The sequence below is a fragment of the Candidatus Eisenbacteria bacterium genome, assembly GCA_016930695.1.
Lineage (GTDB): Bacteria > Orphanbacterota > Orphanbacteria > Orphanbacterales > Orphanbacteraceae > JAFGGD01.
The window spans coordinates 22628-41767 of sequence record JAFGGD010000046.1 but is presented as its reverse complement, the minus strand read 5'-3'; the positions used below and the strand labels follow the sequence as shown (position 1 = coordinate 41767).

22 protein-coding genes are annotated in these 19140 nt (G+C 65.5%); all 22 read left to right on the top strand.

Annotated elements, in window-relative coordinates:
- Positions 1-15: 15 nt before the first annotated feature.
- The 22 genes from JW958_11400 (at position 16) to JW958_11295 (ending at position 19140) form a co-directional block, all read left to right on the top strand.
- Positions 16-693 carry a flagellar hook assembly protein FlgD gene (locus JW958_11400; GenBank protein ID MBN1826861.1) on the top strand — a complete coding sequence of 226 codons (678 nt, stop codon included), beginning with the start codon at positions 16-18 and terminating at the stop codon, positions 691-693.
- 37 nt (positions 694-730) lie between these two features.
- A complete protein-coding gene (locus tag JW958_11395; GenBank protein ID MBN1826860.1) occupies positions 731-1186 on the top strand; it encodes a hypothetical protein in 456 nt (151 codons plus the stop codon).
- A 94-nt stretch (positions 1187-1280) separates the two neighbouring features.
- Complete coding sequence (locus JW958_11390; GenBank protein ID MBN1826859.1) at positions 1281-3194, top strand: flagellar hook-basal body complex protein; 1914 nt, start codon at positions 1281-1283, stop codon at positions 3192-3194.
- A 70-nt stretch (positions 3195-3264) separates the two neighbouring features.
- On the top strand, positions 3265-3834 hold the full coding sequence (locus tag JW958_11385; protein ID MBN1826858.1) for a flagellar basal body-associated FliL family protein: 570 nt from the start codon (positions 3265-3267) through the stop codon (positions 3832-3834).
- Between the two features lie 16 nt (positions 3835-3850).
- The gene (locus JW958_11380; GenBank protein ID MBN1826857.1) at positions 3851-4723 is read left to right on the top strand and encodes a FliM/FliN family flagellar motor switch protein; all 873 of its coding nucleotides are present in this window, start codon (positions 3851-3853) and stop codon (positions 4721-4723) included.
- A gap of 23 nt (positions 4724-4746) precedes the next feature.
- A complete protein-coding gene (gene fliN, locus JW958_11375) occupies positions 4747-5337 on the top strand; it encodes a flagellar motor switch protein FliN (protein ID MBN1826856.1) in 591 nt (196 codons plus the stop codon).
- A complete protein-coding gene (locus JW958_11370; GenBank protein ID MBN1826855.1) occupies positions 5334-5867 on the top strand; it encodes a flagellar biosynthetic protein FliO in 534 nt (177 codons plus the stop codon). The genes fliN and JW958_11370 overlap by 4 nt, the downstream gene beginning before the upstream one ends.
- A 56-nt stretch (positions 5868-5923) precedes the next feature.
- Positions 5924-6649, top strand: a complete 726-nt coding sequence (gene fliP / locus JW958_11365) for a flagellar type III secretion system pore protein FliP (GenBank protein ID MBN1826854.1) — start codon at positions 5924-5926, stop codon at positions 6647-6649.
- An 18-nt stretch (positions 6650-6667) separates the two neighbouring features.
- Positions 6668-6937 (top strand): flagellar biosynthesis protein FliQ, encoded by a 270-nt coding sequence (fliQ, locus tag JW958_11360; protein ID MBN1826853.1) that lies wholly within the window; start codon positions 6668-6670, stop codon positions 6935-6937.
- A 12-nt stretch (positions 6938-6949) separates the two neighbouring features.
- Positions 6950-7729 (top strand): flagellar biosynthetic protein FliR, encoded by a 780-nt coding sequence (gene fliR, locus JW958_11355; GenBank protein ID MBN1826852.1) that lies wholly within the window; start codon positions 6950-6952, stop codon positions 7727-7729.
- 15 nt (positions 7730-7744) lie between these two features.
- The gene (gene flhB / locus JW958_11350) at positions 7745-8827 is read left to right on the top strand and encodes a flagellar biosynthesis protein FlhB (GenBank protein ID MBN1826851.1); all 1083 of its coding nucleotides are present in this window, start codon (positions 7745-7747) and stop codon (positions 8825-8827) included.
- An 87-nt stretch (positions 8828-8914) separates the two neighbouring features.
- Positions 8915-10966, top strand: coding sequence for a flagellar biosynthesis protein FlhA (gene flhA / locus JW958_11345; protein ID MBN1826850.1), 2052 nt, complete (start codon positions 8915-8917; stop codon positions 10964-10966).
- 14 nt (positions 10967-10980) lie between these two features.
- Complete coding sequence (locus JW958_11340; GenBank protein MBN1826849.1) at positions 10981-11706, top strand: FliA/WhiG family RNA polymerase sigma factor; 726 nt, start codon at positions 10981-10983, stop codon at positions 11704-11706.
- Positions 11707-11721: 15 nt separating this feature from the next.
- Positions 11722-11994, top strand: coding sequence for a hypothetical protein (locus tag JW958_11335; GenBank protein ID MBN1826848.1), 273 nt, complete (start codon positions 11722-11724; stop codon positions 11992-11994).
- 63 nt (positions 11995-12057) lie between these two features.
- A complete protein-coding gene (locus tag JW958_11330) occupies positions 12058-13326 on the top strand; it encodes a hypothetical protein (protein MBN1826847.1) in 1269 nt (422 codons plus the stop codon).
- 426 nt (positions 13327-13752) lie between these two features.
- Entirely contained in the window at positions 13753-14469 is a 717-nt protein-coding gene (locus JW958_11325; protein ID MBN1826846.1) for a flagellar hook basal-body protein, read from the top strand.
- Between the two features lie 15 nt (positions 14470-14484).
- A complete protein-coding gene (gene flgG / locus JW958_11320; protein MBN1826845.1) occupies positions 14485-15273 on the top strand; it encodes a flagellar basal-body rod protein FlgG in 789 nt (262 codons plus the stop codon).
- A 20-nt stretch (positions 15274-15293) separates the two neighbouring features.
- The gene (flgA, locus tag JW958_11315; GenBank protein MBN1826844.1) at positions 15294-16049 is read left to right on the top strand and encodes a flagellar basal body P-ring formation protein FlgA; all 756 of its coding nucleotides are present in this window, start codon (positions 15294-15296) and stop codon (positions 16047-16049) included.
- Between the two features lie 5 nt (positions 16050-16054).
- On the top strand, positions 16055-16654 hold the full coding sequence (locus JW958_11310; protein ID MBN1826843.1) for a flagellar basal body L-ring protein FlgH: 600 nt from the start codon (positions 16055-16057) through the stop codon (positions 16652-16654).
- A 12-nt stretch (positions 16655-16666) separates the two neighbouring features.
- On the top strand, positions 16667-17794 hold the full coding sequence (locus JW958_11305) for a flagellar basal body P-ring protein FlgI (protein MBN1826842.1): 1128 nt from the start codon (positions 16667-16669) through the stop codon (positions 17792-17794).
- Between the two features lie 194 nt (positions 17795-17988).
- A complete protein-coding gene (locus JW958_11300) occupies positions 17989-18639 on the top strand; it encodes a transglycosylase SLT domain-containing protein (protein ID MBN1826841.1) in 651 nt (216 codons plus the stop codon).
- Positions 18640-19140, top strand: coding sequence for a flagellar protein FlgN (locus JW958_11295; protein MBN1826840.1), 501 nt, complete (start codon positions 18640-18642; stop codon positions 19138-19140).

Here is a 19140-nt window from a genome sequence, read left to right as displayed (position 1 = left end):
GGAAGAGGTGAAGGAATGGAAATCTCGTCGATTCTGGGCTCGGGCGATACGGCGGCGACGACGTCCGCGACCGCCGGCGGCGAACTGGGGAAACAGGAGTTTCTACAGCTGCTGATCACGCAGCTGCAGATGCAGGACCCCTTCGAGCCGATGGAGAACACGGAAATGATCGCCCAGCTGGCGCAGTTCAGCTCCCTCGAACAGATGGAGAACATGAACGAGTCGCTCAGCTCCAACCTGGACATGGATCTCATGCTCGGCCAGCTGCTGAACAACACGATGGCCACCACGCTGATCGGCAAGGGGATCCGCTCCGCGGACGATGGTTTCGTCCACGAGCGGAGCGAAGAGTCGACCCTCGGCTACCGGCTGGGGGGGAACGCGGTGAACGTGTCCGCCACGATCTTCGATTCGTCGGGGATCGAAGTGGCCGTTCTCGAGGATCTGGAAACGTCCGTCGGAGATCACACCTTCACTTGGGACGGGAAGGACGCCGACGGCAACATCATGTCCTCCGGGGACTACACCTTCGCGATCACCGCCGAAGACGGCGGCGGCAACGAAGTGTCGGCTACGGAGCTGTTCCTGGGTCACGTGGAAGGCGTGCGGTACATCGATGGAAGCGCCTACGTCGTCGTGAACGGCCGGGAGCTTCTGCTGAGCCACGTCACGGAAGTCATGGAGGACTTTTAGTCGTGAACGGAACCGGTAAGGGGAAGGAGGAACGAAGATGAGCGGTGGAGACGCGGTGAGCTTCGGCCCCGTGGTGAATCCCCGCATTCAGGCGGAGGCGGCCCTGGGTGAAGCCAGGCCGACGCCGCCGAGAACGGCGACCTCGACCGAGGCGATTCAGCCGGCGGGGGGAAACGCGACCGTTTCCCGAACGTCGGAAGGGAAAGCCTTCGACGAGGTTTGGTCCGAGGCGTGCGAGAGGCATCAACTCAAGTTTTCGCAGCACGCGCAGCAGCGCCTGCACTCACGCAACGTGAATCTCGGCGAGTCGGAACTGAGCCGGCTCGGCGACGCCGTGGGGCGCGCGGGAGAAAAAGGCGCGAAGGAGTCCCTGGTCCTGTTGGACGAACTCGCCTTCGTGGTGAGCGTCAAGAACCGGACCGTGGTGACGGCCATGCAATCGCGACAGAGCAGCGGCGTCTTCACCGCAATCGACAGCGCGGTGATCGCCTAGAAAAACGAGGAGCATCGACAACGGGGCTGGTCCTCCATGGATGGAGGAGGTCCCTCACCGCCGATCGACTGACGCGGTGACGGAGGAGAAGAAAGTGTCTGGATTCTTTTGGAGCGCGGTTACGGGTGTGAAGGGTCATCTCTTCAGCATGAGCGTGATCGGAAACAACGTGGCCAATGTGAATACCAACGCCTTTAAGTCGAGCCGGACCACCTTCCAGGAGGCTCTGGTGCAGACCCAGCGGCCGGCGTCGGCCGCGCGCGGCAACTACGGCGGTTCGAACGCCATGCAGGTCGGACTGGGAATGGAAGTGGCCAGCATCGACTCCATCCGCGAGCAGGGAATGCTCCGGTCGACCGGCAACGTGACCGACCTGGCCATCGACGGCGAGGGATACTTCGTGCTGAGCGACGGCGAGTCGCAGTACTTCACCCGAGCGGGCAACTTCAGCTTCGACGCCGACGGCTATCTCACCGCCTCGGGGAGCGGGCTGAAGGTGCAGGGTTGGCTGGCCAATGAAAGCGGCCAGATCCCGACCGGCGCGCCTCTCGAGAACATGCGTCTCCCCTTCGGCGAGAAGACCCACGCCCGGTCGACCACGGAAGTGAAATTCGAGTGCAACCTGGACGCTCTGGCCTCCAACAGTCTCGCCGAGCTGGACGACGCCGGGACCACCGGGATCACCAGCGTTTCCGGCACCGCCGTGAACGGCGCCGGCGGTTCGCACGCCATCACCTTCACCGGCGCCAACGCCACCGCGAGCACCGCCGCGGGGACCGCCGGGCTCGCGCTCACCGGCACGGAGGAATTGGGGGCGCTCGGCGTGACCGACGCGTCCAGTTTCGAGCTGACCATCGACGGGAGCGACTCCTTCCAGATTCTCGGACTCACCACCGATTCGACGGTGAACGACCTGATCGCGGCGATCAATAACTCCGGCGCCGGCGTGACCGCCGAGTTGGATACCGGCGAGGTCCGTCTCACCCGTGTCTATCACGGCATCGGTACGCTCTACAACATCGAGTCCAACACCGCCGTGGCGGGCGACATCGCGAATATCGTATTGGGCGTCGCCGCGGGTTCCACCTTCACGGCGAACAGCGGCACCAACAGCACGCTGGAGGCGACGGACGTCTTCACCCCCACGGACCATGCCGCCATGACCGCGTCGTCCTTGGCCCTGACCTACGACGAGGAGACCGGTCTCGCCACCGGGATCTCCAATCTCGCCGGCGGTGGGGTCACCATCTCCGCCGAGGACGGCTTCGCCGCCGGTACGGCGACGATCGACACGGCCGCCACGGAGCACCTCACCTCCATCCTGGTGTACGACACCCTCGGAATGGAGCACACGCTGAACATGACCTTCACCCGGTCGGCGATGGAGAACACCTGGTACTGGGACGCCTCTTTCGACGGGAACGAAACGGTGTCGGCCGGAAGCACGGGAATGGTGCAGTTCAATTCCGACGGCTCCTATCGGAACATGACGTTCGATGACGACACCGGTTACCTCCGGCTCGAGCCGGGAACCGGCGCCGAAGGCATACAGATCGAGTTCTGGGCCGGCACGGCGAACCGGCTGGACGGCATTACGCAGTTCTCCTCGCCTTTCACGACGAAGGCGAGCGGACAGGACGGGTACGGGATGGGGAACCTGAACACCATCTCGATCGACGCGTCCGGCAAAATCACGGGTCTGTTTACGAACGGGACCCTCCGCGACATGGGCCAGGTGGTGCTGGCGAAGTTCAACAACCCGGATGGTCTGAACCGGGTGGGCGGCAGCCTCTATCAGGTTTCGCCCAACTCCGGCCATATCATAACCGGCGCGGCCGGCACGACCATCGGCGCGTCGATCAACTCCAAGTCGCTGGAGATGTCCAACGTGGATCTCTCGGAAGAGTTCGTGCAGATGATCACCGCGCAGAGGGGCTTCCAGGCCAACTCGCGGGTGATCACCTCGGGCGATGAGATCCTGCAAGAGCTGATCAACATCAAGCGGTAGTCCGCGGTACGGGCTCGGGGCGTTTCCCTCCCGTCCGACTCGCGGGTGCCGCCTGTGAGGAGGAGAAGTCGTGGCTGACGAAAAGCAGGCCGCAGCGGCTCAGGGAGGGGCGCCCCAGCCCGGGGATGCCGTGACGAAGCCGGACGATTCCGGCACCTGGAAGATCAACAAGTTCAAGTTCATCTTCCTCCTCGTCACCGTCTCCGTGTTCGCGGGGATGGTTTACGCCTCGTCCACGTTCACCCAATCGGTCGTGGTGCCGCAGGCATCGGTCTGGCTCGCGGAAAAGCGGCTGGCCGAGGCCGAGGCTACGGTGGGGACCGTCGGCGTTCCCCCGATCGGCACCATTCACGTCATCGAGGATCTGGTGATCAACCCCGCCGGTTCGGCGGGCATGCGTTACGTCTGCGTCAGCGTCGGCTTGGAGTCCGCGAACCCGGCCGTGCTGGAGCAGATGCAACTGCGCGATCCCCAGATCAAGGACCGTTTGATCCGCATCTTCGGTTCCAAGACGGTTCCGGAATTGGTGGACGTGACGTCCCGGGAGAAAATCCGGGCCGAGATCCGGACGAGTGTCGAGGAGATCCTTCCGCCGGAAGGGCTCGATGCCGTCTATTTCGTGAATTTCGTTCTCCAGTAAAGGGAGGAACGGCGAAATGACGACCATCGAGAACCGAAGCGAACCGCGGGATGTCCGTCTCTACGATTTCCGTCGCCCCCAACGGCTGACCGGCCTGATCCGCGAGCGGTTCGGGGAGACGCAGAACGCTCTCGCCGCGGTGATCGGCCGCGCTCTGTCGGACGAGCTGAACCGGGAAGTCCCGGTGGCGTTCCAGGAGGCGACGGAAGATCCCGCCGGCGCGATTCTCGCCGAAGCGGCGAACCCGGCCTGGGCTTTGCGGGCCGGCGCCGAGACGGAAGGCGTTCTCTGCGGCGTGGAAGCGCCTCTCGCGCAGGCTTTCGTGGAGATGTCGCTGGGCGGGCCGGGAGCGCTCCGTCCGGTGGATCGCCCGCCGACGGCGATCGAGCTCTCCCTGCTCGAGAGGATCGCTCTTCGACTGGGAGAGGCGCTTTTCCAGGGGAACGCCCCGGAGGGGAACTCCTCCGCGACGGTTCTCTATCTGGACGGCGAGGCGCGGGCGGAGCACGCGAAAGGCGCCGGCGTGATCGGCGTCTTCGACGTCACGTTCGGCGAGGAGAGCGGGGCGCTTCGCTTTTTCTATCCCTATGAGAGTCTCACCTCTCTCTTCCACATGAACCTGAGCGCCGTCGAGACCGTCGCCGACGGCAAGGCGGAGCGGATGACCCGCGAGCACGTGGGCGCCGTTCCCATCGGACTCCGTGTGCGGCTTCATCCCACACCGGTCCGGATCAGCGACATCATGGCGCTGCGCGTCGGCGACGTGCTCTCGCTGGACCGGCCCATCACCGATCCGGTGGAGATCCGGATCGGCGACCGGCTCGCGTACTACGGGCACCCCGGCCGGGTGGACGACCGAATCGGCGTACAGATCGCGCGGAACGCGTGAGCAGAGCGGAAAGGAGCGGATCATTGAGCGAGAACCTGAACGAGACGAATCAGGCGGTGGAGGATCAGGAGGCCGCCGCTCCCGCCGAGAGCCCGCCCGAGGCGACGGCGGAGACCCCCTCTCCGGAGGCCGGCGAGGCTTCGGAGGGTGAGGCGCGCGCGGAGAGCGCCGCGGGCGACGACGCTTCCGCCGCCGCGGACGACGCTTCCGCGGCGGGTGAGGGAGTGGCCGCGGAAATCGGAGCGGAGATGGAGTCGGAGCCTCAGGCGGATTCGGGCGCGGATTCGGGCGAAGGCGAAGAGGTCCGGCGCGCGGAGTTCTCCCCACTCAAGGGAGGCGCCGGCGCCGCGATCAGCGACAACCTGGATCTGGTTCTGGGGGTCACCGTGCCGGTCACCATCGAGCTGGGGGGGGCGGAGATGTTCTTCCGGGACATCATGGCGATCGGTCCGGGATCGGTGGTCCGGCTCGACCGGCCCATCGGCGAGCCGGTGGACCTGCTCGTCAACGGCGAGTTGGTGGGGCGCGGCGAAGTGGTGGTCGTAGACGACCGCTACGGTCTTCGCGTGACCGAGTTGTGCCATCCGGTAAGCGAGAAGAAGGAAGCGAAATGATTCCGACCATGCGCCGCGGGAGAAAGCTCGCAACGGTTCTCTTCCCGCTTCTTTGCCTGGCGGCCGTGCTCGTCGGATGGAGCGCGCTCCACAGCGCCGACGCCCCCGACGCGACCATCGCCGACGGCTCCGGCTCAGTGGAAGGCGAGGGGCTGGCCGGCGGGCGTTCCTCCTATCCGGGGCTCCTCTTCCGCGTGGTGTTGGCGCTCGGCCTGATCGTCCTGCTCATTTTCGGGGCGGTCTGGGCGCTTCGCGTCTTCGGCGGCCGCGCGGGCATTCCGGCGGCGGGAAAGGTGAAGGTGCTCGATCGCTGCTACCTCGCACCCAAGAGGGCGCTCTACACGGTACGGATGGGCGCCCGGACGGTCGTGGTGGGGGTCACCGAAACGGCGATCACGCCGGTCATGGAACTCTCCTCGGAAGAGGGGGAGCGGCTCTACCCGAATCCGCCGGAGGGAATCGAGGCGGCGGAGGGTTTTCCGGCGATCCTGCGCGGCGTGGCCGCCAAGATGGGACGGGGGCGGGCATGATGAAAGGGAACGTGGGAATGCGCGCTCAAAAGCGAGACCGGGGGTCGGTCCCTTTCATGCTGATCGCGGCGGCGGCGCTTCTTCTCCTTTGGGCCGGCGTCGCCCATGCGATTCCGGAAATCTCCCTTCATGTGGGGAACGAGGGGGACGCGGAAGGGTTGCCGCTCACGCTGAAGATCATCCTTCTGATGACGGTCCTCTCCCTGGCGCCCGCCTTCGCGGTGCTGGTCACCTGTTTCACCCGGATCGTGGTGGTCTTCTCCTTCTTGAAGCACGCCATCGGACAGCAGCAAATGCCGCCGAACCAGATCCTGATCGGGCTGGCGCTTTTCCTCACCGTGTTCGTGATGGCGCCGGTCTGGCAAGAGGTGAACGAGAAGGCGCTCACCCCGCTCTCCGCGGGGGAGATCGATGAGGGGGAGGCGTGGAACCGCGCCCTGAAGCCGGTGCGGGCGTTCATGTTCCACCACACACGCGAGAAAGACCTGGGACTGTTCCTGGGTATCGCGGGGCTCCCGGAGGTGAAGTCGCGGGATGACGCGCCCACCTATCTGGTGATCCCCGCCTTCGTCGTCAGCGAGCTGACCACGGCGTTTCAGATCGGGTTTCTTCTGTTCATCCCGTTCCTGATCATCGACATGGTGGTCGCGAGCGTTCTCATGTCCATGGGCATGATGATGCTCCCGCCCATCATGATCTCCATGCCGTTCAAGATCCTGCTCTTCGTGCTGGTGGACGGTTGGTATTTGATCATTCAATCTTTGGTTTCCAGCTTCGGCTAGGGTAGGGGAGAGGCGGCGATGAGCGAACAGATGTTGATCGGGCTCGGACGGGAGGCGCTCTGGACGGCGCTCCAGGTGGCGGGGCCCATGCTTTTCTGCGGGCTCGTGGCGGGACTGGCGATGAGCGTGCTCCAAGCGGTGACGCAGATCCAGGAGGCGTCGCTCAGCTTCATTCCCAAGATTCTCGGCGTGTCGGTGGCGCTTCTGATCTTCATGCCCTGGATGATTCAAAAGCTGATGCGGTTCACCACCACGTTATTCGGGGACTTTCAGTCTTTCATACGGTAAGGCGCGAAGCGGATGGACGGACTGGACAAACTGATCGGGCAGATTCCGGCGTTTCTGTTGACCGGCGTCCGCGTGACGGGGCTTCTCTACCTGAACCCCGTCTTCGGGCGCCGCTCGGTGCCGGCGGTGCATTTCATCTGGATGACCCTGCTCCTCTCCTTCCTCCTCTTCCCCCTCGCCCGGCCCGAAGGGATCACGGGAACGATCAGCCTCGACCTCGTGCCTCTCATGGCCAAGGAGCTGGCGGTGGGGATGCTGATGGGATTCACGGTGCTCCTCTTTTTGGAATCGGCGAAGTACGCCGGACGGATCGCGGGGGTGCACATCGGTTTCGGGATGGCCAGCGTGATGGATCCGGTCACCGGCGAGCAGGGGACTCTGGTGGATCAACTCCAGGGAATGATGGTTCTGATCCTTTTCCTCGCTCTCGGCGGGCACCGGATGATCCTGGTCGCGTTGGGCGCGAGCTTCCGGCTCATCCCGCTCGGCGCTGCCTGTTTCCCGACGAACGCGCTGGACGGCATGGTCCGCCTCTTCTGCCAGGTGATCGTTCTCGGCGTGCAGATCGCGAGCCCGGTGCTCGCCAGCGTGTTTCTCGCCGAGGCGGCCATCGGAATCCTGTCCCGGAGCGTGCCGCAGATGAACATCTTCACCGTCGGCCTGCCGCTCCGGATCGTGCTGGGCGGCTTGGTGCTGATCGCGACCATGCCGGTCTTCATCAATCTGATGCGCGGCGCCATTCAGACCATACCCGCGGAACTTCAAGGACTGATTTTGCAGCTCGCGCCGTAGCGCGGGAGGGAAGCCGTGTCGAGCCAGGGTGGTGAGAGGACAGAACAACCTACTCATCGAAAAAAGCAGCGGGCGAAGAGCAAAGGCCAGGTCGTCAAGAGCCAGGAGCTGAAGACGGCGCTGATGACGATCTCGGCCGCCGCGGCGATCAAGTTTCTCGGCCCGGCGATGAAGGAGCTGCTGGTGCAGCGGTTCGAGATCTGCTTTTCCGGTCTCGCCGACGTGACCATCACCCCCGCGTCGACGCCGGATCTGATGTTCTCCTATATGAAGTGGGGGGCGGCGTTGATCGCCCCCATCGTGAGCGTGCTCGTGGTGACCGGCATCGGCGTGAACATCCTCACCCAGGGGGGACTGGTCTTCAGCTCCGAATCGATCCGCTTCAACCCGGGGGCGCTGAATCCGGTGCGCGGCGCGGCACGCCTTTTCGGGTCCCGGGTCTGGTTCAAGCTGGGCGTGGACATGGTCAAGGTGGTGCTGATCGGATTGGTCTGTTGGTCCGTGCTCCGCAACGCCGTCGCCTTTTTCATCAACAACGCCGATGTGGGGCTTGCCCGCGCGCTCGGCAACGCGGGCGGTTTCACCCTGGATCTGTTCTTCAAGTCGAGCTTGGTCCTTCTCCTGCTCGGGGCCGCCGATTTCAGCTTTCAGAGGCGCAAGCACAACAAGGATCTGATGATGACCAAGCAGGAGGTGAAGGATGAATCGAAGGAGTCCGAAGGGGACCCGCTGATCAAGGGGCGGATCCGATCGGCGCAGAAGGATCTGCTCCGTCGCCGGATGATGCAGGCGGTGCCGGAGGCGGACGTGGTTCTCACCAACCCGACGCACATCGCCGTCGCCCTCAAGTACGACCCCGAAAAGATGGGCGCGCCCCGGGTGGTCGCCAAGGGGCAGCGCCTCATCGCCGAGAGGATCAAGGCGATCGCCCGCGCGGCGGGCGTGCCGGTGGTGGAGGACAAACCTCTGGCGCGCGCTCTCTTCAAAATGGCCGAGGTGGGGCAAGAGATCCCCGTCGAGCTCTACCGGGCGGTGGCGGAGGTTCTCAGCTACGTGTACCGGGTCAAGGGGAAGAAAGTCCCCGTCGGGAAAGCCTAACCGGACCAAGGAGGAACGACGTCCGTGAAGGATCAAACGGAAACGAGCAAGAGCGGCTTTCTCAGCCTGGTGCAGCATCCGGACATCATGCTCGCCGTCGGCGTGATCGGCATCCTCGGCGTGATGATCGTGCCGATGCCCACCTTCCTCATGGATCTGTTGCTCACCTTCAACATCAGCTTCTCCCTGGTGGTGCTGGTGAACGCGCTCTACGTGCGGGTGCCGCTGCAGCTCTCCGTCTTCCCGAGCTTGATGCTGGTGGTCACCCTCTTCCGCCTTTCGCTCAACGTCGCCTCCACCCGGCTCATCCTCGGCCAGGCCTACGCCGGCGAGGTGATCTCCGCCTTCGGGTCCTTCGTGGTGAAGGACAACTACGTGGTCGGCTTCGTGATCTTCGTGATCCTCGTGGCGATCCAGTACCTGGTGGTGGTCCGCGGCACCGAGCGGAACGCGGAGGTGGGCGCCCGGTTCGCCTTGGACGCGATGCCGGGGAAGCAGATGAGCATCGACGCCGACCTGAACGCCGGACTGATCAATGAGAAGGAAGCGATCCACCGCCGGGAGGAATTAAGCCGCGAGGCGAATTTTTACGGCGCCATGGACGGCGCGGCCAAGTTCGTCCGAGGCGACGCGATCGCCGGCATCGTGATCACGCTGGTGAACATCCTCGCCGGCTTCGCCGTGGGCATCCTGCAGATGGGGATGGATCCCGGCGAAGCGCTTCGGACCTACACGCGCCTTACGATCGGTGACGGGCTGATCAGCCAGATTCCGGCGCTGATCATCTCCACCTCCGCGGGCATCGTGGTGAGCCGCACCGCCTCGGACGCCCAACTGGGAAGCGAGATCGAGCAACAGCTCTTCGGGAAGAGCAAGCCGCTGACCATCGTCGCGGCGGCGCTGATCGCCATCGGGCTGATCCCCGGGATTCCCACCGTGCCTCTGCTCCTCCTCTCCGGCGGTTTTCTGGCGATCGCCCGGATCGGCCACGTCCGCCGCCGGAGGGCCGCCGAGGCCGTGCCGCCCCCGCCGCCGGCCCTCCAGCCGGAGGAGGCGCCGGAGGAATTTCTGCGCGTCGACCGTTTGGAGGTGGCGATCGGCTACGGTCTGATCCCGCTCATGGACGCCGAGGGGGGAAGCGACTTCCTCGATCGCGTCAAGGCGATGCGGCGTCAGCTCGCCGCCGAGATCGGCCTGCTCGTTCCACGGATCCGCGTGCGGGACGATATCCGGCTCCGGCCGGACCGATACGAGATCCGCGTCAAGGGGCACCGGGTGGCTCAGGGCGGCTTGCACATGGGATACCACCTCGCCATGGGGGACGAGGAGGCGCTCGGACGTCTCGATGGGGTCGATACGCGAGAGCCCGCCTTCGGTCTCAAGGCGAAGTGGGTGACCGGCGCGGCCAAGCAGAAGGCGGAGGACCTGGGTCTCACCGTGGTCGCCCCGAGCGTGGTCTTGGCGACCCACCTCACCGAGATGATCAAGGGGAACGCCGCCGAGATCCTGACGCGCCAGGACGCGCAGACGCTCATCGAGGAGGTGAAGAAGGAGAGCCCGGCCGTGGTGAAGGACGCCATCCCGGAGATCGTCTCTCTCGGCACCGTTCACCGGGTCCTGCAGAATCTCCTCCGAGAGCGTGTGCCGGTCCGGGATCTGGCGGGGATCCTGGAGGTGTTGGTCGACTACGCGCCCCAGGTCAAGGACGTGGATCTCCTGACCGAGTACGTTCGCGCCGGCCTCTCCCGCGCCATCAGCGACAACTTCGTCGGTCCGGACCGAAAGCTGAACGTGGTCTCGCTGGATCCGGCGTTGGAGCACACCGTCGTGCAGGCGATGCGGGAGGGCGGCAACTCCTGGGCGCTTCCCCCCGACCAGACACAGACCCTGCTAAAACGTTTGGAAACAATGGTTAAGAGTGTTCTGTCCCGGCAGCAGCGGGCCGCGCTTCTCTGCGCGCCCCAGGTCCGTCTGGCGCTCCGCCGTCTGACCGAGGCCTCCTTCCCGACGCTGCCGGTGCTCTCCTATCATGAAATCGCGCCGGATGTCGATGTTTATTCAGTAGGGGTGTTGTCCACCTCGACGGAGGCTCCTCGGGCCTCGTCGAGAGTCGAGGAGGCGGCCCTCGCTGCAACCTAAGCGGTTGAAAAACCATGGGACCATCGACGCTGGCCAATCCGTATCACGAAGCACGCGTGGTCGAGCGGGAGGAGCGCATCCTCGAGTTCCTGCCGATGGTTCAGCAGATCGCGCGGACCTTCGCGTGTCGCCTGCCGAACCGGGTGGAAACGGCGGATCTCTTGAGTGCCGGGAACCTCGGCTTGATCCGCGCCGTCGACGAATTCGACCCGAGCCGGGGCGTGGAGCTGCGGATCTACGTCGCTCAGTGCGTCCGCCGCTCGATCCTGGATTACCTGCGTGCCCAGGACCCGCTCCCCTATTCCACGCGCTATAAGATCCGCCAGATCGACGAATCCATTCTCTACCTCGAGAAGATCCTCAAGCGGGGACCCAGCGAGCGGGAGGTGGCCGAGGAATTGGGCTTCACCGAGGCGGACGTCTCCAATCTGATGGCGCAGGCCGCTTCCCTCACGCTCTTCTCGCTGAACGAGTCGCAGGACGGTTGTCGCGAACAGGAACGGGACGAGACGAGGGACGTGCTTTCCGCGATCGAACGGCAGGAAATCCGCGAAATCCTCTCCCGCCTGATCCGGGAACTGCCGCGCCAAGAACGTCTCGTTCTGATGTTCTACTATTATGAAGATCTGAAGATGAAGGAGATCGGTGAGCTGTTGGAGATCACCGAATCCCGGGTTTCCCAGATCCACGCCCGGGCGGTCGCTCTGCTGAGAGCCCACATGCGGAGGCTGACGGAATAACCGGGGCGGAGAATCATGCTTTCCGACGGAATGGACATACCGGCGAACCCGCTCCGCACGGAGCCGATCCGCCGCGTCCTCCCTTCCCGTAGTAAGGAACGGGAAGAGCATTCCCGGGAGGAGTTCCGGGAACTGGTCGAGGGGGAAAAGGACCACGAGGAGGAGAAAGGCGGCGATACGCAGGAGCCGACCCCTTCCGCGGCGGAGCCGGAAGAGAAGAAGGGGGAGACCGCGGACCGGCCGCCGCCCCCTCCGAGGCGCGGCGACCGGCTCGATCTTCTCGTCTGAACCTTCCTTCGTCCCGCAGTCCGGCCGCGCCTTCGCCCCCCGTTTGTCGGAGGATCCCGAGCCTTGAACCATCTGCGCGAAGGGGAACAGGTATTCGCCCGCGTGGCCGGTTTTCTCCCCGGCCACCGTGTGGTGCTCGATCTGGAAGGGGAGACGGTGCTCGCCGCGAGCGACCTTCCGCTGGTGCGCGGGCGGCTCATCGCCGCCCGCGTGGAGCGTTCCGGCGGGGTGCTCCGGCTCCGGGTCGTCGCCGAGGCGGAGCCGGAACGCCCACTCGACCTGGCCGCCGCCGCTCCCCCCGCGGGGGCGTCGCCGGACGGCCTGGACCGCGCGATCGCCCGGCACGCCCGGGAGTGGGGGATCCCGATCACCCGATCTTTCCTGGATCGCGTACGCCGCGAGGTCGCCCGCGCCGACCGTGACCTGGCGAAGGGGGCGGTCATCCCCTTGGAGCGGTTGGGCGGTGAAGCCGCGCGTGTCGTCGCCGCTCTGGCGCGCGGCTTGGACCCGACCTCGCGCTCCCTCGCCGCGCTCGGCGCCGACGGCGAGGCGAGACTCGGAATCGCCCTGGATCGTCTGGATCGTTCCCTGGGCGAGGCGGCCGCGAACCTGGGAGGATCGGGCGGTCGCGAGGCGGCGGAGATGGCCGCGCGGCTCCGCGGTTTCTTCATCGATCTCGACGAAGCCCCCGTCGCGGAGGCGATCGCCCGGGGGATCCGTCTCTGCGGTTACGCCTACGAGGAGAAGCTCGCCGCCCGCGGAGCTTCCGGATGGGACGACCCGCCGGCGGGAACCGAGGAGAACGATCAAGACCTCAAGGGATTCTTGCTCCTCCTACTCCGGAGGTTGGCCCGTATGCGGGACGGAGGGCTCCCGCGTGAGAAGAGGGACGAAACGCGCCGTGCCCTGGAAAGGGCCCTCGCCTGGTCCGCCAGGGCTCTGGATCGGATCGAGGCGTTTCAGGTGGGGAACCTGCCCGGTCCGGACGGGTCGCGGTACGCCGCCGAGTACCAACTCCCGGTGCTTGCCCGGGGGGTGCGCGGAACGCTCCATCTCTTCTTCTCCGGCGAGAGGACCCGGTGCTGGCTCGACATGGGCGACGGCGAGCCGCTCGGCCTTGATGTGCATGGAGGGGGGAAACATCCGCTTCTCACGGTTTTCCCGGCGGAGCCGGAGGACTCCTCTCCGGAAACCGCGGAGCGCCTTAAGGAACGCGTCGCTCACGACGCGCCCGGGGCGACGGTCCGGTTCGGCTCCCGGAACGGCGCGTCGCCCGATCATCCGGCACGCGTCGAGCGGGACGAAATCCACCCCGTCGACCTGAACATTTGATGGCGGAGAAGTCGCGATGAACGACGAAATCTGGTGGCATCAGCGATTCGGCGATCCCCGGAACGAGGATACCGACGACTTGCGTCTCTTCCTGGTCCTCTCCAGGGGAAGACTCCTCCACGCCCTTCCTCCCGGGGCGGAATCCTCCCTCCCCCTGATCGGCGCCGCGCTGGAAACGATCCTGGAGCGACGGGTTTCACCGAGGTCCGGGGAAGGAGTTGCCCCTCGGCCCGGAAATTCTTTCCCCCCTTTCCCCCCGACCTCGGAGGGAACACCCCGATCCTTTCTCTGCTGGTAAGCCCTAATCCTTTGTAAATCAGCTTGATAGACATTCGTCCCGCCCGCCGCCCCGTCTGGCACGGGGATTGCGCTTATGGGTCACGAATCGGATCGCCCCCGGACCGGGGGTGACCGAGGGAGGTTTCGATGGCGGACGGAATTCAACTGGCCGGCGCTTCGATGATTCGCCAGCAGGTCCGGCAAGACATGCTGGCAAGCAATCTGGCGAATCTTTCCACGCCCGGTTTCAAGGCGACACGCGTTTTTCAGGATGTCCTGAGCGATGTCGACGCGGGAGCGGCCCGGAACGCGGAGGGCGCCCAGCGCGTCTACATCGATTTTTCGCAGGGAACGATCCGGCCCACGGGCGCGGACCTGGACATGGCGCTCGAGGGGGAGGGATTTTTCACGGTCCTCACGCCGAACGGCGAGCGCTATACGAGGGACGGCGGCTTCGGGCTCTCCGGCGACGGCACTCTGGTGGACCGGTCCGAATACCCGGTCCTCGGTGAGAGCGGCCCCATCGTATTGGATGGCGCGAGGACGATCGAGGTGGACGAGTCGGGGGAGATCTTCGCCGGCGGAGAATCGATCGGGCGCCTGGAGATCAAGAACTTCACGAACACGGAAGAATTGAGGCACGAAGGAGCGGGGCTCTTTGCGCCCCGCCCAGGCGCGCGGCTTCAGGAGACGGAGCCGGACGTACGGGTTCATCAGCGTTGTCTGGAGGACTCGAACGTCAACACGATAGACGAGACGATCCGGATGACCACGCTGCTTCGCGGATACGAAGCGAGTCAACGCATGTTGCAGCTCCAAAACGAGGCGCTCGGGCGCGTCGTCAACGAGCTGGTCCAGGGATAGCCCCGGGAGGTACCGATGATTCGAGCGATGCGGACCGCCGCCACGGGCATGAAAGCGCAACAGCTGAACGTGGACAATATCGCCCACAACCTGGCGAACGTGAACACCACCAGTTTCAAGAAGGGCCGGGTGGAGTTCCAGGATCTCTTCTACCAGCAGACCAAGGTCCCCGGAAATCCGACCGCCACCGGCGAGGACTCGCCGGCGAACCTGGAGATCGGCTACGGGGCCACTCCGGTTTCGACGCAGCGGATGTTCACCCAGGGCGAGATGGTGCAAACCGGAAACCCGCTCGATTTGGCGATCGAGGGGGACGGCTTCTTCCGCGTGGTCCTCGCCCAGGGCGGGGAGGCGTATACCCGGGACGGGAGCTTCAAGCTGAGCGCCGAAGGAAGGGTGATGACCTCCGACGGCTACACCCTCGATCCGGACATCACCATCCCCGAAGACGCGACCGCGATCAGCGTTTCCTCCGACGGGCTGGTGTCGGTCACCCTCGGATCGGACACGACCCCCCAGCCGGTCGGCCAGTTGGAGATCGTCCGCTTCATCAACCCGGCGGGCCTCACGGCCCTCGGCCAGAACATCTTCCAGCAGACGCCCGCTTCCGGCGAGGCGCTCCCCGGGACGCCCGGGGCGGACGGACTGGGACAACTCAACCAAGGTTATCTCGAGGTTTCCAACGTAGATATCGTGGAGGAAATGATCGCCCTCATTTCGGCGCAGCGCGCCTACGAGGTGAACTCGAAAGCGATCAAGACCTCCGAAGACATGATGAGCATGGCCAACAACCTGACCCGGTAGTCCGGGCACGGAGCGGAACCATGAAGGTTCGAAACGCCGTCCAGGGATGGAGAGTTCCGTACGTTTCCTCTCTCCTCTGTTTTCTTCTCTGCGCCGCCTTCGCGACCGCCGCCGCCGAACCGGTGACGGAGCAGGCGGTGCGCGCCGCCGTGGAGTCCCGGGTTCGCGAGGCTTTCGCCGGCCGGGGGGAAACGGAGGTGCTCTGCGGTCGTGTGCCGGCGCTCGGCGATCTGGAGGGGGAGGAGCTGAGCCTGCGGGCCGAGCTGCTTCGCGACCCGATGGCGCGCGGGCCGGTGATCGTTACCGTCGACTTTTTGCGCGACGGCGAACGGATCGGCCGAAAGGCCGTTTCCGCGGAGGTTCGGGTCTGGAAGAACGTGGCCGTGGCGGCGCGACGGATCGGTCGCCACGAGGTGATCGACGCCGCTTCGGTGCGCTTCGACCGCGTGGACCTGCGCGCTCTTGGCGACCGCCCCTTCGCCGAGACGGAACGCCTGACCGGTCTACGGGCGCGGCGGATGCTGCCCGAGGGGGCGGCGATCGTGGCGGGCGCGGTCGAGGCGGTTCCGGTGGTGCAGCGCGGCGACAAGGTGATCTTGATGGCGAGCGTCGGCGGAATCACCGTCTCCGCGAGCGCCGTTTGTCAGGACGACGGCGCCGAGGGGGAGCGCGTGGCCGTGAAAAACGATCGAAGCGGAAAGAGGCTCACCGGCGTGGTGATGGGCCAAGGCCTTGTTTGGGTCGACATCAGCGCCCTACCCGGGTGGGGAGGATGATCCATATGACTCGCATGATCGGAATCATCTGCCTCGCGGCGGTTCTCGCGGCCGCCGGGGCGGAAGCGAAAAAAGGGGAGATCGATCCGCCGCGGACGGTACGGCAGGCCTCACTCTACGCGGACGTGAAGGCCCGCTCGGTGGGCGACATCGTGACGGTCGCCATCGTGGAGAGGGCGAGCGGCAGCAACTCCTCGAAGCTCTCGACGCGGCGGAACACGCAGTTCCAGAACAACGCGGACGAGGGAACGGGGATCCTCGATTTCTTTCCCGACTTCGGCATGAACGCCGAGTTCGACAGGAGCCACGACGGCTCGGGGCAGCTCTCCCGCGAAGGGCGCCTGACGGCGAACATGGCGGCCACGGTGACCCAGGTGATGCCCAACGGCGACCTGTTGATCCAAGGGGAGCGGGAGATCGGCATCAACGACGAGACGGAGATCCTTTCCCTGAGCGGCGTGATCCGCCCCGAGGATATCGGCGCGGGGAACATGGTCTATTCGACGGACATCGCCAACGCGCAAATCTCCTACAAGGGGAAGGGCGTGGTGACCAGCGGCAGCCGGCCGAACATCTTCGTGCGGTTGCTGAGTTGGATCTTTTAGGTGGGCGGCGGCATGAACACTCGGACTTTTCCGCGCGGTTTCCGACTCCGGATCGCCTGCGCGCTTCTGGCGGCGCTTTTCGTCGCCGGCGCGGCGCACGGCTCGGTCCGTCTCAAGGACATGGCCCGCATCGACGTGGGCGGCGATCTCCAGCTGATCGGCTACGGGCTCGTGGTCGGCCTGGACGGAACGGGCGACTCCAAGTCGTCCATCTTCACGATGCAGTCCATCGCCAACATGCTGACGCGGCTCGGCGTGACGGTCCCGGAGAGCAAGATCCGCTCGAGGAACGCGGCGTCGGTGATGGTGGTGACGAAGCTGAATCGTTTTCACCGGAAGGGTTCCACCGTCGACGTGACCCTCTCCTCCATCGGCGACGCGTCCAGCCTGGAAGGGGGAACGCTTCTCCACACGCCGATCGCGACGCCGGACGGTTTCGTGTACGCAAGCGCCCAGGGGCCCGTGTCGGTGGGTGGTTTCTCGGTGAAGGGTTCGGGGAGCGACAAGGTGGGGCAGAACTACGTGCTCGTCGGCCGCGTCCCCGGCGGCGCCATCGTGGAGCGGGAGTGGGAGCCGGATGTGGACGAGGAACAAATCACGATCCTTTTGTACGACCCGGACTTCACGACCGCCAAGCGGGTCGCCGAGGCGATCAACGGTGAGATGGGCGGCGAAAGGGCGACGGCGCTCGACGCCGCCACGGTGGTGATCGATCCCACCGACGAGGAGACGGTGGAGGAACGGGTGGCGCTCCTTTCCCGGATCGAGTTGGTGGAAGTACAGCCGGACGCGGCCGCGCGGATCGTGGTGAACGAGCGGACCGGCACGATCGTCGCCGGGCAGCACGTGACCATCTCGGCGGTGGCGATCGCCCACGGCAATCTCTCGGTGGAGATCCGGGGACGGCCCTTCGTTTCCCAGCCCACCTCCTTCTCGCAGGGGGAGACGGTCCTCTTCGAGGATTCGCAGGTTACGGTGGGCGAGGAGAACAGCGCCCTCACGCCGTTGGAAGAGGCGGCGAACGTGGGGGACCTGGCCCGCGCGCTGAACGCGCTCGGCGTGAGCCCCCGGGACATGATCGCCATTTTCCAGGCGTTGAAGGAAGCGGGAGCGCTTCGCGCCGAGCTGAGGATTATCTGACGATGGTGGGGGGGATCTCATCCGTGACTCGGGCCATCCCGACGCCGGCGGCGGCGATCGGGAAGTACGCGGAGACCACCGAAGCGGCGCCCGCCGAGAACATGGAGCGGGAGAAACTGCGGCGGGCGTGCCGCGAGTTCGAGTCGATCTTCATCGGGCACCTTCTCAAGACGATGCGGGAGACGACCAAAGTGATGAGCGACGGCGAGGAACCGGCCGGCGCGGGGTTGATGACGGAAGTGATGGACGAGCACCTCGCACGAGAGATCGCCACCCAGGGGGGTATCGGTCTCGGCGACGCGCTGGAGCGCCAGTTCGCCTCCCGTTTTGATCCCGACGCGCCCGTCCGCTACCGGAACGTCGTCTCTCCCGTCCGGTCGCTGCCGATCCCGGACGGGTACGCGGCGGCGGGCGAACCGGCCGAACCGGACACGATCGAGGGGCGCGTGGAGCGCTACGACGAGATCATCCGCGAGGCGGCCTCCGCGTTCGAGTTGGAGCCGGAACTCCTGCGCGCCGTGATCGCCCAAGAATCGGCGGGCCGTCCCGAGGCGACGTCGCCCAAGGGGGCCAAGGGCCTGATGCAGTTGATGGACGGCACGGCGGAGGAGATGGGCGTGCGGGATTCCTTTGACCCCGAACAAAACATCCGGGGCGGCGCCCGTTACCTGCGGGGCTTGCTCGACCGCTTTTCCGGCGACCTGGAAAAGGCGCTGGCGGGATACAACGCGGGTCCCGGCGCGGTGGAACGCCACGACGGCGTGCCTCCTTACCGGGAGACGCGGGATTACGTGAGCCGCGTGAAACGGCGGATGGGCCGAACCGATCAAGAGGAGGCGGACTAGGTGGAGGCCATGTTGGGCGATCTCCGGACACTCCTCTCCCGGCAGGTTGAGAACCTCCGCGACTTAGAGGCCGTGCTTCGCGAGCAGCGCGGCATTTTAGCCAAGAGGGACGTGCCGGGGATTCTGGAGAGCATAGAGAAGCAGGAGCGTTGCCTGGAGCGGGTCCAGGCGATCGACCGCTCCCGGAAGGAACTGATGACGCGGATCTCCGGCGAGCTGGGCGTCGATCCGGGAGGAATGACCCTGAAGAAACTCGCCGAGAACGTGGATCCGGAGGCCGGCGCGGAGCTGCGGTCCATGGGCGAGGCGATCCGCGCCACACTCGAAGACATCGGCCGGGTGAACCGGCACAACCGACGACTGATCCAGAACTCCCTCGCTTTTATTCGGGAACTGCTCGGCGTCGTCGGCGGCAAGGGCCCGGAGAAGAGGACCTACGGATCCTCGGGCGATTTAGAGCCGGGCGGGGCGCTGTACGCGCTGGTGGATCGAACCACCTGA